12 protein-coding genes are annotated in these 15,055 nt (G+C 71.2%); 6 read left to right on the forward strand and 6 right to left on the reverse strand.

Features of this window, described 5'->3' with window-relative positions; all coding sequences use genetic code 11:
• Positions 1–161: 161 nt before the first annotated feature.
• Genes AB7F12_RS15955 through AB7F12_RS15975 form a run of 5 tightly spaced genes read left to right on the forward strand, consistent with a single transcriptional unit; the run spans position 162 to position 5,966 of the window.
• On the forward strand, positions 162–1,526 hold the full coding sequence (locus tag AB7F12_RS15955; RefSeq protein ID WP_428500647.1) for an amidase: 1,365 nt from the start codon (positions 162–164) through the stop codon (positions 1,524–1,526).
• A gap of 39 nt (positions 1,527–1,565) precedes the next feature.
• On the forward strand, positions 1,566–2,807 hold the full coding sequence (locus tag AB7F12_RS15960; protein WP_428500646.1) for a CaiB/BaiF CoA transferase family protein: 1,242 nt from the start codon (positions 1,566–1,568) through the stop codon (positions 2,805–2,807).
• A gap of 32 nt (positions 2,808–2,839) precedes the next feature.
• A complete protein-coding gene (locus AB7F12_RS15965; protein WP_428500645.1) occupies positions 2,840–4,246 on the forward strand; it encodes an amidohydrolase family protein in 1,407 nt (468 codons plus the stop codon).
• On the forward strand, positions 4,246–4,929 hold the full coding sequence (locus AB7F12_RS15970) for an isochorismatase family protein (RefSeq protein WP_428500644.1): 684 nt from the start codon (positions 4,246–4,248) through the stop codon (positions 4,927–4,929). The genes AB7F12_RS15965 and AB7F12_RS15970 overlap by 1 nt, the downstream gene beginning before the upstream one ends.
• The gene (locus tag AB7F12_RS15975; protein WP_428500643.1) at positions 4,926–5,966 is read left to right on the forward strand and encodes an alcohol dehydrogenase catalytic domain-containing protein; all 1,041 of its coding nucleotides are present in this window, start codon (positions 4,926–4,928) and stop codon (positions 5,964–5,966) included. Before AB7F12_RS15970 ends, AB7F12_RS15975 begins: the two co-directional genes overlap by 4 nt.
• Before the next feature lie 231 nt (positions 5,967–6,197).
• Here the strand turns inward: AB7F12_RS15975 and AB7F12_RS15980 are convergent, their stop codons facing one another.
• Positions 6,198–7,373 (reverse strand): MFS transporter, encoded by a 1,176-nt coding sequence (locus tag AB7F12_RS15980; RefSeq protein WP_428501141.1) that lies wholly within the window; start codon positions 7,371–7,373, stop codon positions 6,198–6,200.
• Positions 7,374–7,567: 194 nt separating this feature from the next.
• On the opposite strand from AB7F12_RS15980, the gene AB7F12_RS15985 reads away from it, so the two are divergent.
• Entirely contained in the window at positions 7,568–8,557 is a 990-nt protein-coding gene (locus AB7F12_RS15985; protein ID WP_428501142.1) for a hydroxymethylglutaryl-CoA lyase, read from the forward strand.
• A 4-nt stretch (positions 8,558–8,561) separates the two neighbouring features.
• On the opposite strand, the gene AB7F12_RS15990 is transcribed toward AB7F12_RS15985, so the two are convergent.
• From AB7F12_RS15990 to AB7F12_RS16010, 5 genes are all read right to left on the reverse strand, one after another.
• Complete coding sequence (locus AB7F12_RS15990; protein ID WP_428501143.1) at positions 8,562–9,572, reverse strand: aldo/keto reductase; 1,011 nt, start codon at positions 9,570–9,572, stop codon at positions 8,562–8,564.
• Positions 9,569–10,822 (reverse strand): MFS transporter, encoded by a 1,254-nt coding sequence (locus AB7F12_RS15995; RefSeq protein ID WP_428501144.1) that lies wholly within the window; start codon positions 10,820–10,822, stop codon positions 9,569–9,571. Before AB7F12_RS15995 ends, AB7F12_RS15990 begins: the two co-directional genes overlap by 4 nt.
• A gap of 4 nt (positions 10,823–10,826) precedes the next feature.
• Positions 10,827–11,885 (reverse strand): ABC transporter permease, encoded by a 1,059-nt coding sequence (locus AB7F12_RS16000; RefSeq protein WP_428516701.1) that lies wholly within the window; start codon positions 11,883–11,885, stop codon positions 10,827–10,829.
• 20 nt (positions 11,886–11,905) lie between these two features.
• Positions 11,906–13,471 carry a sugar ABC transporter ATP-binding protein gene (locus AB7F12_RS16005; protein WP_428501146.1) on the reverse strand — a complete coding sequence of 522 codons (1,566 nt, stop codon included), beginning with the start codon at positions 13,469–13,471 and terminating at the stop codon, positions 11,906–11,908.
• Positions 13,472–13,582: 111 nt separating this feature from the next.
• A complete protein-coding gene (locus AB7F12_RS16010; RefSeq protein ID WP_428501147.1) occupies positions 13,583–14,743 on the reverse strand; it encodes a sugar ABC transporter substrate-binding protein in 1,161 nt (386 codons plus the stop codon).
• Between the last annotated feature and the right edge of the window lie 312 nt (positions 14,744–15,055).

Below are 15,055 nucleotides of genomic sequence, written 5' to 3' on the forward strand. Positions count from 1 at the left end.
CGCACGACTGTTTCCGGCGGGTTACGCGTCGCTGCGCCTGCTGGCTGCGGATTCAGCATCGGGACCACGTTTTCGGCCGTTGACTCCACAACCGCGGGTTGCATACAGTTTGGGGCAGCCGCGCCGGGTCGACGGCGTCCCTCGACGACAGGAGGTCGGGCGTGCAGCTCCCCGACGACCACGCACCGCTCGGCGGCCCCCAGGGCTGGGACGCCGCACACTCGCGGTACCAGGAGGTCGACGACCGCGTCCGGGCCGTCATCACCTGGGTGGACTCCTCGCGCGCCGACGCCGTGGCCGCCGCCGAGCGCCGCGCCACGGGCGCCGCGCTGGGCCCGCTCGACGGTGTCCTGGTCGCGCTCAAGGACAACATCGACGTCGCCGGGGTCCGGACCACCGCAGGCGCCTCCTTCCTGTCCGACAACGTCGCGTCCGCCGACGCGACCGTCGTGCGACGGCTGCGCGCGGCGGGAGCCGTCGTCAACGCGAAGCTGAACATGGCCGAGCTGGCCTGGGGCGCGACGACGCAGAACCTGACCTACGGCGCCTGCCGCAACCCCTGGGACCTCGACCGTATCCCCGGCGGCTCCTCCGGTGGTTCCGGCGCCGCGATCGCCGCCGGCTACTGCGACCTCGCGCTGGGCACCGACACCGGTGCCTCGGTCCGGATCCCCGCCGCGCTCAACGGCGTCGTCGGGCTGCGCCCCAGTGTCGGCTCCATCTCCATCGACGGCGTACTGCCCGCCGCGAAGACCCAGGACACCGTGGGCCCGATGGCGCGGCGCGCGGTCGACGCCGCCCGCCTCACCGAGGCCCTCACCGGGTTCGACCCGGCCGACCCCTACTCCGTGGTGTCGACGGGCGCGCCCGCCACCTCGGCGATCGGCAAGCCGCTCGACGGCCTCACCGTCGGCGTGGCGCGGTCGTTCTTCTTCGACGACCTCGACGACGGTGTCGGCGAGCGCATCGAGACGTTCCTCGGCTGGCTCTCCGACCAGGGCACCACCACCGCCGACGTCCCCGACTTCGGCGCCACCGGCGCGCACGAGGCCTGGACGCGCATCGTCGGCAGCGAGGGGGCGTCGTTCCACCAGGAGCGACTGCTCGCCCACCCCGACCACTTCTCCCCCGACGTTTTCGGCCGCATCTCCGCCGGCCTCGACGTCCCTGCCGTGGACCTCGTCCGCTCCCTGGCGTTCCGGACCGGGTACCGCGCCCGTCTCGCGCGCGTGTTCGCCGATCTCGACGTCATCGTCACCCCCGTCGTGCCCGTCGACGTCCCGATGGCCGGTGGCCCCGACTCCCGCGCGCAGACGCTGCAGCTCGGCCGGATCACCTACCCGTGGGCCCTGCACGACGGGCCGACGCTGAGCCTGCCGATTGGCTTCCATCCCCGCAGCGGCCTGCCGGTCGGGGTCGCGCTCTCCGCGCCCCGCTTCGGCGAGGCCGTCCTGTTCCAGATCGCGTGCGCCTACCAGGACGTCACCGACTGGCACACCGCCCGCGCCGCCATCCCCACTCGCTGACCAGCGCCCACGCCCACCAGGGCAGACCGGAAGGTTGTCATGACAGAGCACACCGTCGACGTCTCGGCGCTCTCGCCCGTCGAGAAGGGGCGCGGCGCGCTCGAGGGCCTGCGCGTCCTCGACCTGGCCACGATGATGGCGGCGCCGTGGGCCGCGACCTACCTCGCCGACTACGGCGCCGACGTCGTCAAGGCGGAACTGCCCGGCACCGGTGACCCGGTCCGCAAGTGGGGCACCCAGTTCGAGGGCGTGTCGCTGGCGTGGAAGACCTTGGCGCGCAACAAGCGGCTGATCACCCTGGCGCTGAACAAGCCCGAGGGCCAGGAGCTCGTGCGCAAGCTGGTCCCGGAGTTCGACATCCTCATCGAGAACTTCCGCCCGGGCGTCATGGAGCGGTGGGGCCTGTCCCCCGAGGTCCTCCAGGAGATCAACCCGAAGCTGATCATCCTGCGCACCTCGGGCTACGGGCAGACCGGCCCGTTCGCCGAGCGCCCCGGGTTCGGCACGCTCGCCGAGGGCTTCTCCGGCCTCGCCTACATCACCGGTGCCGACGACCGGCCGCCGTCGATCGCGGGCTACCCGCTGGCCGACGGCGTCGCCGCCCTGACCGGGGCGATGGCCGTCCTCGCCGCCGTCTACTGGCGTGACGTCAACGGCGGCAAGGGCCAGGTCATCGACAACGCGATCACCGAGGCCACCTACCGGCTGATCGACTACACGATGCTCGACTGGGAGAAGCGCGGCGTCGTGCGCCAGCGTTCCGGCAACCGCCTGGCCGACCTCGCGCCGCGCAACACCTACCAGTGCTCGGACGGGCACTGGATCTCGATCTCCGGCGGCACCCAGGCCATCGTGGAGCGCATGTTCCGGGTCATGGAGCGCCCCGAGCTCATCACCGACCCCCGCTTCCTCGACAACGAGACGCGGCTGCGCAACGTCGCGGACCTCGACGAGGCCATCGCCGAGTTCGTGGCGAAGCACCCGCAGGAGGAGGTGCTGCGCCGCTTCGAGGAGGCGCGTGTCGCCGCGGCGGCGGTGCACGACATCAAGCAGGTCGCCGAGCACCCGCACTTCCAGGCCCGCCAGCTGCTGCAGCGCATCGACGACCCGGAGCTAGGACCGACGTCGGTGACACACGTGCACCCGCGGCTGTCGGAGACCCCGGGCGGGGTCAGCCACCTCGGTGGCGTGATGGGACAGGACAACGAGAGCTTCTACCTCGACGAGGTGGGGCTGTCGCAGGAGGAGTACCAGAAGCTCAAGGACGTCGGGGCCATCTGAGCTACAACCCACCGCAGGGCAAGGGAGCGAGAATGTACGACCTCATCGTCACCAACGGGCTGGTCGCCGACGACCGCACGGTGCAGCCTCTCGACATCGCCGTCAAGGACGAGAAGATCGTCGCGGTCGGCACGCACGGCCAGTTCACCGAGACCGGTGCGGCGACCGTCGTCGACGCCGCCGGTCGGTACGTGCTGCCGGGCGGCATCGACAGTCACGTGCACTACGACCTGCAGATCTCCGAGGCCATGAAGGCCCAGTCGTCGGAGGCGGGCTCGCGGGCCGGCCTCTGGGGCGGCACCACGACCTACATCGACTTCTCGATCTCGTGGGGCGAGGAGGACCTCGTCGAGTCCATCCAGTCGAAGATGGACAAGACGAACTCGCAGAACCTCTACAGCGACTACGCCCTGCACGCGATCATGACGGGCAACTGGCCGCAGTCCAACGCCGACCGCATCCGCGAGGCCGTCAGCGGCGGCGTGACGTCGTTCAAGTTCTTCACGACGTTCGGGGGCTCCGAGGCCATCGGCGGCATGATGACCGACGACGGCCGCATCTACTCGGCGATGCTCGAGACCGAGAAGCACGGCGGCATCGTGATGGTGCACTGCGAGGACGACTGCATCATCGACTACAACGTCCGCAAGCTCTACAGCGAGGGCCGCGAGCACTTCTCCAACATCGGTGAGGCCCGTCCGCCGCTGGCCGAGGAGGCCGCGATCCGGCGCATGCTGCTGCTGTCGCAGCGCACCGGCTCCCCGCTCTACATCGTCCACGTCTCCGCCAAGGAGTCCGTCGAGGCGATCGGCGAGTTCCGGGAGAAGGGCACGCACGCGTTCGGCGAGGTCCTGCACCCCAACCTGGTGTTCGACCCCGAGCTGTACAAGAAGCCCAACGGCCAGCGCTACATGAACTACCCGCCCAACAAGTCGATCGAGCACCGCGACGCCCTCTGGGCGGCGTGCCAGGACGGCAGCCTGCACACGCTGGCCAGTGACGACTACACGATCCCGTGGGACAACAAGATGATGGGTGACACCGTCGACAACGTCACCGGCGGGACGAACTCCGTCGAGACGCGCATGTCGGTGTTCTGGTCCGAGGGTGTGCGCGCCCGCACGCTGTCGGTCCCCCGGTTCGTCGAGCTGACCGCGGCCAACCCGGCGCGCCTGTTCGGCATCTACGGCACGAAGGGCGTGCTGCGCCCGGGCGCCGACGCCGACATCGTGATCATGGACGACGGCTTCACCCACACCTACAAGCAGGGCGAGAACCTGCACTCGGACTGCGACTACAGCAACTGGGACGGCTGGGACGTCAACGGCCTTCCCGTCACGACGATCCTGCGCGGCAACGTCATGATCGACAAGGGCGAGTTCGTCGGCCCGCAGAACGTCGGCCGCTTCGTCCCGGCGACGACGCCCGAGACGTTCTGATGACCGTGACCGACGCGGCGACGGGCCGCGCCGCGATCGACGACGCGACACTCGACGACTACGCCTCCCGCGGGATGCGCCGTCGCACCGGCTTCGGGTCCTCGCCGTGCGTGCTGGTGATCGACTTCCAGTACGGCATGACCGACCCCGAGTGCCCGCTCGGCTCGGCCAACCAGGACGCGCCGATCGAGGTCACGAAGACGATCCTCGCGGCGGCCCGCGAGGCCGCGGTGCCGATCATCTACACCCGGGTCGCCTTCCGCCCGGACCTCGCCGACGGCGGGCTGTTCGTCGAGAAGGTGCCGGCGCTCGGCGCGCTGACGCTGGGCAGCCGCTGGGTCGAGATCGACGAGCGGGTCGCCATGCAGGACGGCGACTACCTGCTGACCAAGCGGCACAGCAGCTCGTTCATCGGCACCGAGCTGCAGCAGGTGCTGCAGAAGCGCGGGATCGACACGATCATCAACGTGGGCTGCTCGACGTCGGGCTGCGTGCGCCAGACCGCCGTCGACGCACAGGCCTACGGGTTCCGCTCCGTCGTGGTCGCCGACGCCGTCGGTGACCGCAGCCCCGAGCAGCACCGCGCCAACCTGATCGACCTCGACGGCAAGTACGCCGACGTCGTCAGCAGCGACGAGGCGATCGCCGCGATCTCCTCCGTCACGGCGGGGGCGTACCGGTGAAGGCCGTCGTCTTCGACACCTTCGGCGGCCCGGAGGTCCTGCGCTACACCGACATGCCCGACCCGGTCGCGGGGCCGGGCGAGGTCGTCGTCGACGTGCGGTTCACCGCGCTCAACCACGTCGACATCGACATCCGCGAGGGGGTGTCGCGTTTCGACTTCGAGATGCCGCACATCCTCGGGCTGGAGTGCGCGGGTGTCGTCTCCTCGGTCGGTGAGGGCGTCGAGTCGCCGAAGGTCGGCGACCGCGTCGCGGTCTCCTACATCCGCACCTGCGGGTACTGCGAGTGGTGCAAGCGCGGGCAGGACAACCTGTGCGAGAACCGGCGGCTCTACGGCGAGCACATCCGCGGCGCGTACGCGGAGAAGCTGCTGACGCCGGCGAACCACTGCCTGCCCCTTCCCGACGGGCTCGCGTTCGCCGACGCCGCCGCCTCGCTGACGGCGTTCGGCACGGCCTACCACGCGCTCGTCCCGCGGGGCGGGCTGAAGCTCGGCGAGACGGTGCTGATCCACTCGATCGGCTCCGGTGTCGCGTCGGCGGCGCTGCAGATCTGCAAGGCGGCGGGTGCCACGGTGATCGGCACCGCGAGCCAGGACGCGACGCTCGAGCGGGCCAAGGCCGACGGCGCCGACCACGTCATCAACTACACGACCTCCCCCGATCTGTACGCCGAGGTGCTCGAGGCCACCGGCGGGCGCGGGGTGGACCTGGTGTTCGACGTGGTCGGTGGCGAGGCGTTCGGGAAGTCGATGCAGGTCATGCGGCCCTACGCCCGCCTGATCAGCATCGGCGCCCACGCGGGTGAGGTCGTGCCGTTCGACATCATCGAGTTCTTCCGGCGCCACATCTCCTACATCTCCTCGCACACCCAGACGCGCGACGAGATGACCAACGTGCTGCGGCTCGTCGCCAACGGGACGTTCTCGCCGCGGGTGCACTCGGTGTACCCGCTCGCGGAGGCGGCCAAGGCGCAGGAGGAGCTGGTCGCTCGCAAGCACTACGGGAAGATCCTGCTGGACGTGGGCGGCGAGTAGCCGCCCCTGCCGGTGTCCGGGCCCTCGCGGTGGGGGGTCCGGGCACCTGCATGTCCGGGCCGGGCGCACCCCCACCGTCGTGTCCGCGCCGCGGCGCGGCACCGGGCAGCGCGCCCCACGCTGCGCGCAACCTCACGGTCGTGGCGGTGCCCCCGCAACAACGGTGGGGTTGCGCGCGGACGGTGGGCCCCACGCCGCTCGGCCGGTGGTGGCGGCCGCGGCCGTCACCGCTCACCGGGCCGCGGAGGCCGGGAGCCGGCGGCGGGCCTCGCGCACGGCCAGGACCGCAGCGGCGAGCAGCAGGCACGCGCCGGCGCAGTACCAGGCCACGGTGTAGCTCACGGCCGTGGCGACGAGGCCGAACAGGGCCGGGCCCGCGACCCCGCCGACCGCGGCGCCCACCATGATCGCGGCGGATGCGCGGGCGGTGGCCTCCGGGTGCGAGGCGACGACGTCCTGGGTGAGCAGCCCGTTCCAGCCCCACCCGGCGCCGCAGGCCAGGACGGTGGCGGCGGCGAGGCCGGCGGTCGTGCCGGTCGTGGCCAGTCCGGCGGTGCCGACACCACCGGCGGCCATCAGGCCGGCGCAGACGAGCAGCGGCCGGCGGGCCGTCCCGAAGCGCCAGGACGCGATGAAGCGCCCGCCGATCCCGCAGACACCGCCGAGCGCGAGCAGGAACCCCGCGGTCGGGGGGGCGGTACCACCGGCGACGGCGGCGACGACGTAGAAGCCGCCGGTCGCCGACACCGCCGCCATCGCGAGCCCGACGGCGACCGACACGGGGACGAGGCCGCGCGGCTTGACCGCCCGCCGCGGCATCGGCTCGGACGACGCGGGCGCATGCGAGCGGGGAAGCCTGCGGGGCAACGCGATCAGCGCCGGGAGCGCGACGAGGACGGCGGCCGCGAAGGCCCAGCGCCAGCCGTAGGTGAGGACGACGAGCGGGACGCCGAGCCCGGCCAGCAGCGACGCCCCGGGGAGGGAGGCCTGTTTGATGCAGTAGGCGAGGCCGCGCCGGTCGGCGGGGACGACGGCGAACAGGGCCATGTCGCCCGCGGGGGTGGCGACGGCCGTCGCGATCCCGCCGACGACGGCGAACACGACCAGCAGCGGGAACGATGCGGCGGTCGCGAGGCCGACGAGGGAGGCGATCCCGATGGCGATGCCCGCCAGCGTCGTGACGCGGGGGCCGAGGGCGTGCGCGACGTGTCCGCCCGCGAGCCCGGCGACGGCCATGGCGATCCAGAAGGCGGAGACCGCGAGGCCGAGTCGGCCGGCGTCGAAGTGCAGGTCGGCGGCGATGCCGGGGGCGGCCGCGCCCAGGAGGAAGACCGGCAGCATCGTCAGCGTGGCCGAGCAGGTGACGGCCGTGAGCACCCGGCCCCACCCTGCGCGCACTTCCGTCACGAACACTCCAATTGTATGCGACTTGCCGTGTACAGCCCGTACCGTTGGTCCACACTCGCACATCGGCAGCTACCAAGAACAGCCTGATCGAGAGGCCATTTCAGCAAGCGGGACCAGGTCCGCAAAGCATGGTATCGAGCCAATAAATCGTATACATTCAGCGTGAATCATCATCACATCGAGAGGACGCACGCATGGCCGAGGAGCCCCAGGCCCACATCGTCGAGGTCCTGCTGCGCGATGGGCTGCAGACGATGGTCTACGAGTCGGACTGGCACGTCCCGACGACCGAGGAGAAGCTCGAGCTCATCGAGATGCTCGCCGACGCGGGCATCCCCGAGCTCGAGGTCACCGGCTTCGTCCACCCGAAGGTCATCCCGATGCTCGCCGACGCGAGCGAGGTCGTGCAGCGACTGCCCGACCGGCCCGGCACGGTGTTCCGTGCGCTGGTGCCCAACCTGCGCGGCGCCCAGCGGGCCGTCGCCGCGGGCTGCACCAAGCTGTCGTCGCTGATCGTCGCGAGCGAGACGTACAACAAGAAGAACTCGAACATGACGCTCGCGCAGAACGTCGAGCAGATCCGGCTGATCACCGAACTCGCCCATGCCGAGAAGGTCGAGGTCAACGTCAGCATGGGCTGCTGCTTCCTGTGCCCCTACGAGGGTGAGCAGACCGAGGAGCACGTCCTCGGGCTCATCGAGACGTTCGTCGGCTTCGGGATCACCGAGGTCAGCATCGCCGACAGCATCGGCATGGCGAACCCCCGCATGGTGGCCAAGCGGGTCGCGGCGATCACCTCGCGCTGGCCCGAGCTGACCCTGGGCATGCACATGCACGACCGGACCGGCATGGCGCTGGCCAACATCGTCGCCGCGTTCGACAACGGCGCCACCCTGTTCGAGACGTGCACCGGCGGCTACGGCGGCGGCATCTCGATGCCCGTCTCGGTGCTGGGCATGGGCAACGTGCCGACCGAGGACGTCGTCAACATGTTCGACGAGATGGGCATCCGCACCGGCGTGGACCTGGGCGCGGTGCGCAAGGCCGCCGAGCGGACGGCCGAGATCATCGGCCTGCCCACCTACGGCCGGGTGTCGAAGTACGGGACCTACCAGGAGTTCCACGAGGAGGCCCTGCAGCACATCGACGCGCCGGCCCGCGGCAACTCGGCTCTGCAGAAGTAGCGGCTCACTGGATCGCGTCGCCGGTCCGGAACCGCGCGGTCAGCGTGTCGAGCTCGGCGACCAGGGAGTCGTCGAGCTCGACCGCCGCGGCCGCGGCGGCGAGATCGAGCTGGTCGGGGCGGGTGGCGCCGAGGATCACCGACGTCACACCCGGCCGCGACCGCAGCCACGCCGTCGCCAGTACCGGCATCGCCAGGCCCGCCTCACCGGCCAGTGCACGGATCCGGTCGACCGCGTCGAACGCGTCGTCGTGCCAGTAACGGCCGCGGTAGAGCGCGCCGGCGCCGGCGTCGGCGAACCGGGTGCCGCCGGCGGTGCCGCCCTCACGGCGGTGCTTTCCGGTCAGCATCCCGCCGGCCAGCGCGTTGTAGGCCAGCACACCGAGCCCCTCCTCACGACAGAGCGGGAACAGCTCGCGCTCGTGCTCGCGGAACAGCAGGTTGTAGCGGGCCTGAACGGAGACGAACGCGGCCCGGTCGTGCAGCGCGCTGCGCCCGAGGGCGCGGGCCACCTGGTAGGCCAGGAAGTTCGAGCACCCGATGTAGCGGACCTTCCCCGCCCTGACCAGGTCGTCGAGGGCGTGCAGGGTCTCCTCGATCGGGGTGAGCGGATCGGGGCGGTGCAGCTGGTAGAGGTCGATGTGGTCGGTGCGCAACCGCCGCAGCGACGCCTCCGCGGCCGCCACGACGTGCGCGCGCGACAGCCCGCCGTGCCACGGCCGCGGCCCCGTGCGCCCGTGCAGCTTCGTGGCCAGCAGGAACCGGTCGCGCCTGCCGTCGGAGAGCCAGCTCCCGACGATCTCCTCGGTCACGCCCGCCCGGTCCCAGTCACTGCCGATGGGGTACTTGTCGGCGGTGTCGAGGACGGCGATGCCGAGGTCGTCGGCGCGGTCGAGGATCGCGTGCGACTCCTTCTCGTCGCACTGGCCTCCGAACGTCGCGGTGCCCAGGGTGAAGCGGGTGACCGGCAGCCCGGTGCTGCCCAGCACGGCCCAGTCGCGGTCGATGACGGTCACGGCTGCATCTCCTCGGTCTCCTCGGTCTCCTCGGCCGGCTCCGGCGAGCGTGCGGACCCGGTGGACGGGCCGGCCTGCGCCGGTACCGCGCGCGACGCCGCGACGATCGCCGCCCCGGCCAGGTTCAGCGCCGCGCACACGATCCAGCCGATCGACCATCGACCGGCCAGGGACACGACGAACCCGATCAGCAGTGGGCACGCGACGGCGCCGAGGTTGATCAGCACGAGGGACGCGCCCGTCGTCCCCCCGACCTGGCCCGGTTCGGCCGCCTCGGCGACCGCGGCGACGTAGACGCCGTTCCAGCCGACCGCGCACAACCCGACGACGAGCAGCGCCACCGGCAGCAGACCCGCCGGCACCACCCACAGCAGGGTCACGGCGACGGCCCCCAGCACCGACACGACCTGCAGGTGGCGCAGGCGCAGCTCGGGACGCAGGTCGGAGAACCAGCCCCAGAGCGGGCGCCCGCACACCCCACCGACCAGCAGCAACGCCACGCCCAGGCCCGCCTCGGCGGCCGTCAGGCCGCGCTGCTCCACGAGGTAGACGGTGGTGAACGCGAAGATGCTCACCTGGGCGCCGGCCATCACGAAGCCGTAGCCGTAGCCGTGGGGCAGCCGCATCCGCACGTCCGGGCGGAGCAGGGCGGTGCCGTCGCCGACCGAGGCCGACCGCAGCCGGCCGCGGACCGCGACGAGCAGGCCGGCCAGCACGCAGGTCGCGAGCGGGACGACGGCGGCCCACCGCCAGCCGTACACCGAGCCGAGCGCGGGGAGCAGCGCACCGGCGAGGATGCCGCCGAGGGGCACGCCCGCCTGCTTGACGCTCATCACCAGCCCGCGGCGCTGCGCGCGGCCGGGGTTGGCGAGGACGTTGGTCGGCGGGTTGATGATGCCGTAGCCCGTACCGGCCACCGCGATGCCGGCGAAGAAGACCGCGGTGACCGGCGCGGTGGCCACGACGGTCACGCCGGCCGCCATGACCAGCAGGCCCGTGGCGAGGACGACGGCGGGGCCGAACCGGTCGGTGGCGCGCCCGGCGGGGCGCGCGGTCAGCATGGCGCCGAGGTAGGCGACCGACGCGATGGCGCCGACGCCCACCTCGGACAGGCCGAGATCGGCCCGGATCAGTGGCGCGTTGGCCGAGGCGCCGACGACCGCGAAGCCGCCGGCCGCCAGGGCCGATACCGAGAGTGCGACACCTTCGCGCAGCGCGAAGGGTGGTCGTCCTGGGACTTTCCGTGGCACCTGGTCAGATGCCGCGCTTCATCCGGCGGCGCCGGATGATCTGCGAGAACGACACGGCGAGGATGAGGGCGCCGCCGTAGAAGATGTTCTGCACGAACGACTGCAGGCCCAGCAGCTGCAGGCCCGTGATGCCGGTGACGAGGAAGTACACCGCGATCACCGTGCCCCACGGGTTGAACCGGCCGGGCTTGATCGTCGTCGATCCGAGGAACGCCGCCGCGAACGCCGGCAGCAGCAGGTCCAGACCGGTGGTCGGGCCCGCGGAGCCGGAGGTTCCCGCGATGAGCACGCCGCCGAGCGCGGCCACGAACGCCGACGTGACGAGCGCGCCGATGCGCAGCGTCGACACCCGCATGCCCGAGAGCCGGGCGACCTCACGGTTGCGGCCGACGACGAGCAGCCGCTGGCCCAGCGGGGTGAAGGCGAAGACGTACCAGAGGATCAGCGCGAAGATGATCGCGTAGTAGAACTCCAGCGGGATGCCGAACAGGCGGTAGGAGATCACGATGTCGATCAGGGTCTGGTCGACGCCGGTGATCGTGTTCGCGCCGCTGATCCACAGCGCGACGCCCGCCAGCAGCGTGCTCATGCCGAGGGTCACGATCAGGCTGTCGATGCCGAGCAGCACCGTCAGCGCCCCGTTGACCAGCCCGACGGCGATGCCCGCGATCAGCGCGACGAGGATCGCCGCCCAGATGTTCCAGCCCTGTTGGACGTTGAGGATCGCGATGATCAGCGCCGACATGCCGACGACGGCGCCGATCGACAGGTCGAAGTCGCCCGCGATGAGGGGCACGATCAGGCCGAGCGTCACCACCACGAGCACGGCCTGCGAGGCCAGGATCGACGCGGCGTTGGCCGAGGTGAAGAACGTGTCGGTCTCGAGGATGCTGAAGACGATGATCACGGCGAGCCACGTGAGTGGCAGCGCCATCGCCTCGAGCCGGCCGGTGGGCCGGCGCCGGGCCGCCTTCTCGGCAGGGTCGGCCGCCGTAGTGGCGGTGTCGGCCGCGGGCGGCCCCGCGGCCTCCGGGGTGTCGACGTCCTTGCGCGCGGTCGTCATGTCGGCGCCTTTCTCCTCGTTCATGGGGCCGGGACGGGTGCCGACGCCTGTCCGTGGCACAGGTCGGCGATGCGGGCCTTGGTGATGTCAGCGCCCGTCACGAAGGTGACGAGCCTGCCGCGCACGAAGATCCCGACGCGGTCGCAGATGGTCTCGAGCTGCTCGTACTCCGAGCTGGCGCAGATCGTCGCGCCGGTGGCGGTGCTGCCCCGGATCATGTCGAAGATCTGCTGGCGCGCACCGACGTCGACGCCCTGGGTGGGTTCGTGCAGCAGCAGCACCTTCGGCTGGATCTGCTGCCACTTGGCCATCAGGGCCTTCTGCTGGTTGCCGCCCGACAGCGAGCCGTACTCCAACTCGGGCACGGCGGGGCGGACGTCGAACTCGCCGATGAGCTGGCGGACGTTGTCGCGCATCTTCCCGTGCCGCAGCCGCCAGCCCCGGAAGTAGCGGTCGAGCACCGTCAGGTTCATGTTCTCGCCGAGCGAGAGGGTGCCGACGCTGCCGGCGTTCTTGCGGTCGCCGGGGACGAGCGCCATGCCCAGCGACATCGCGCGCCGGGGTGTCAGGTTCGTGATGTCGATCGTGCGGTCGCCCGCGCTGATCGTGCCGGTCGCGCCGGGCGAGGCACCGAACAGCGAGTACACGACCTCCTCGTAGCCGGACCCGACGAGCCCGGCGAACCCGAGCACCTCGCCCTCGTGCAGGTCGAACGACACGTCCTGCAGCGGCCCGTGGGACAGTCCCCGCACCGACATCACCACGTCGCGGCCGACGGCCGCGGTGGACGCGGTCTCGTGCGGGTGCTCGGCGAGCTCACGACCGATGATCATCGTGACGAGCTCGCGGCCCGAGGTCTCGCTGGTGACGGCGCTACCGGACGTGCGGCCGTCGCGCAGCACGGTGACGCGGTCGGTGATCTCGCGGACCTCGTCGAGGTCGTGGGAGACGAACAGGACGCTCGACCCGTCGGCGGTGATCCGCTTGACCAGGGAGAACAGCTGGCCGACCTCCTGCTTGGGCAGGAAGACCGTCGGCTCGTCGAGGACGAGCATGTTCGCCCCGGCGTCGCCGGTGGCGGCGGCGCCGTCGCGGATGCTCTCCACGGCGCGCACGATCGCGAGCATCGCGCGGTCGACCGGGCGGATCCGTTCGACGGCGGCGTCGGGGTCGATGTCGACGTCGTAGCGGGCGAACATCGTCGCGGCCCGTTCGCGGGCGGCCCGCCACGAGTAGACGGCCTTCCGGGACGCGGCGATCTCGCCCAGCATCAGGTTCTCGGTGACCGACAACGACGGCACGAGTCCCAGGTCCTGGTGGACGAACTCGAACCCGAGGCTGCGGTGCTGGCCCGGCAGCAGCGGTAGCGGGACGTCGCGGCCGGCGACCTCGAGCGTGCCCTCGTCCGGGGTGTGGAACCCGGACAGGACCTTGATCAGGGTCGACTTTCCCGACCCGTTCTCCCCCAGCAGCCCGTGCACCTCACCCGGCATGATCGTGAGGTCGACGCCGTCGAGGGCACGCTGGCCACCGAAGATCTTGGTGAGCCCGCGGATCCGGACGAGTGGGGTCGTCGGGTTCGTCATGTCTGTCCTCCTCGGCAGGCACGTGGTGGAAGGGGTTGCTCACCCGGGTCCCGGACCGGCCGCGTCGGCGCGGCCGGCCCGGGACCGTCAGGGAGCGGAACTCGTGCGACGTCAGGCGCCGCCCAGGCCCCACAGCTTCAGGAACCCGGCGGTGTAGGCGTTGCCATAACCCTCGCCGGCCTTGGCCGGGGTGCCGGCCTCGGCGACGTTGGTCTTGTCCCAGATGCGGATCGGGGTGCGCTCCGGGACGGGCGGCTGGCCGAGCAGGACCCGGAAGACCTGGTCCATCGTCGCGTAGCCGATGCCGGGGGTGTCCTCGCCGACGTTCATGGCGACCAGGTCACCGTTGGACTGACGGATCGCGTCGAGCGCGAACGGGGAGCCGTTGTAGCTCGTGATCTTGACCTGGCCGGTCTTGGCCAGCGTCTGCACGGCGGGGATCGCTCCGGCGACCATGGCGTCGTAGAGCACGTAGACGTAGTTGACCTTCGGGTTGGCCTGCAGCGCGGACTGCACGATGCCCTGGGTCTTGGTGTTCCAGTCCGCCACCGGGATGTTGATGACGGTGTTGGAGCAGCCGGAGCAGTTGGCCGCGAACTCGTCCTGCATCGCCTTGATGGTGCCGGGGCTGGGCAGGATGTCGCTGCCGCCGACGATCAGCACGTTCGCCGCACCGCCGGAGTCCTTGATCATCCATGCGGCCGCGGCCCTGCCGGCCTCGTTGAACGGCGCGGTCACCGTGGCGGTGACGTCGGTGCAGCCCTCACAGGACGGCACGGCCGGCATGTCGTTGTCGTGGAAGTGCATCACGATGACGGGGATGCCGGCGGCCTTCGCCGCCTGCAGCTGCGGGCCGAGTGCGCGGGGGTCGGGCGCGCCGTTGAGGACGATGATGTCCTGCTTGGACGCGATGGCCTGGTTCATGCCCTGGACCCACTGGGAGACCTGGGCCTGGTTGTCGAACTTCGTGTAGGTCATGCCCGCCTTCTCGGCCGCCTCCTTCATGGAGGCCGAGATCGACTGCACGAAGGGGTTCGGCACCGCCGGGATGTCGAAGACCTTCTTGCCCTTGAGCGGCGTGACGTCGATCGGCGGGCCGGGCGGGGTGAACGTCGACGGACCGCTGTACTTCGCGATCAGGTCGGTCACCGCCTGCGGCACGGCCGCCGCGGACGCACCGGACGCACCGGAGTCGGTCGACGTCGACGTGGACCCGCCCTTGGAGCAGGCGGCAAGTGCCACCACGGCGACGGCGGCGATGGCTCCTGCCATCCAGCGCCGGGCTCTACGTGTATACATGTGCTGCCCTCTTCTCGGACCAGATTCAGTCCCCCGATCGGCCAATCGAAGCGGGTTTCCGCTCCTCAGTCAACAGATCTGGCGACCGGTTTGTAACTGTTGAGTTTCGTAAGCACGCGGTGACTGCGCCCGATCGGTATGCAATCTTGAACGGCTACAGCCCGCAGCCGGTCCGCGCCCCGGCGTGGCGGGACCCTCCTCGCAGGGGTGCTCGACGGCCGTCGCCGGGCCCTGCGCGACGCTCGGCGACACGTCGCCACCGGTCCCGCCACGACGGCCCCGCCA

This window comes from Pseudonocardia sp. (assembly GCF_050250275.1).
Classification (GTDB): domain Bacteria; phylum Actinomycetota; class Actinomycetes; order Mycobacteriales; family Pseudonocardiaceae; genus Pseudonocardia.

What these genes read in the sequence shown, in the direction of transcription:
- AB7F12_RS15960 (WP_428500646.1), top strand. Translation starts at nt 1,566, where the DNA reads ATGACAGAGCACACCGTCGACGTCTCGGCGCTCTCGCCCGTCGAGAAG.
- AB7F12_RS15965 (WP_428500645.1), top strand. Translation starts at nt 2,840, where the DNA reads ATGTACGACCTCATCGTCACCAACGGGCTGGTCGCCGACGACCGCACG.
- AB7F12_RS16005 (WP_428501146.1), bottom strand. Translation starts at nt 13,471, where the DNA reads ATGACGAACCCGACGACCCCACTCGTCCGGATCCGCGGGCTCACCAAG.
- AB7F12_RS15985 (WP_428501142.1), top strand. Translation starts at nt 7,568, where the DNA reads ATGGCCGAGGAGCCCCAGGCCCACATCGTCGAGGTCCTGCTGCGCGAT.
- AB7F12_RS16000 (WP_428516701.1), bottom strand. Translation starts at nt 11,885, where the DNA reads ATGACGACCGCGCGCAAGGACGTCGACACCCCGGAGGCCGCGGGGCCG.
- AB7F12_RS16010 (WP_428501147.1), bottom strand. Translation starts at nt 14,743, where the DNA reads ATGGCAGGAGCCATCGCCGCCGTCGCCGTGGTGGCACTTGCCGCCTGC.
- AB7F12_RS15970 (WP_428500644.1), top strand. Translation starts at nt 4,246, where the DNA reads ATGACCGTGACCGACGCGGCGACGGGCCGCGCCGCGATCGACGACGCG.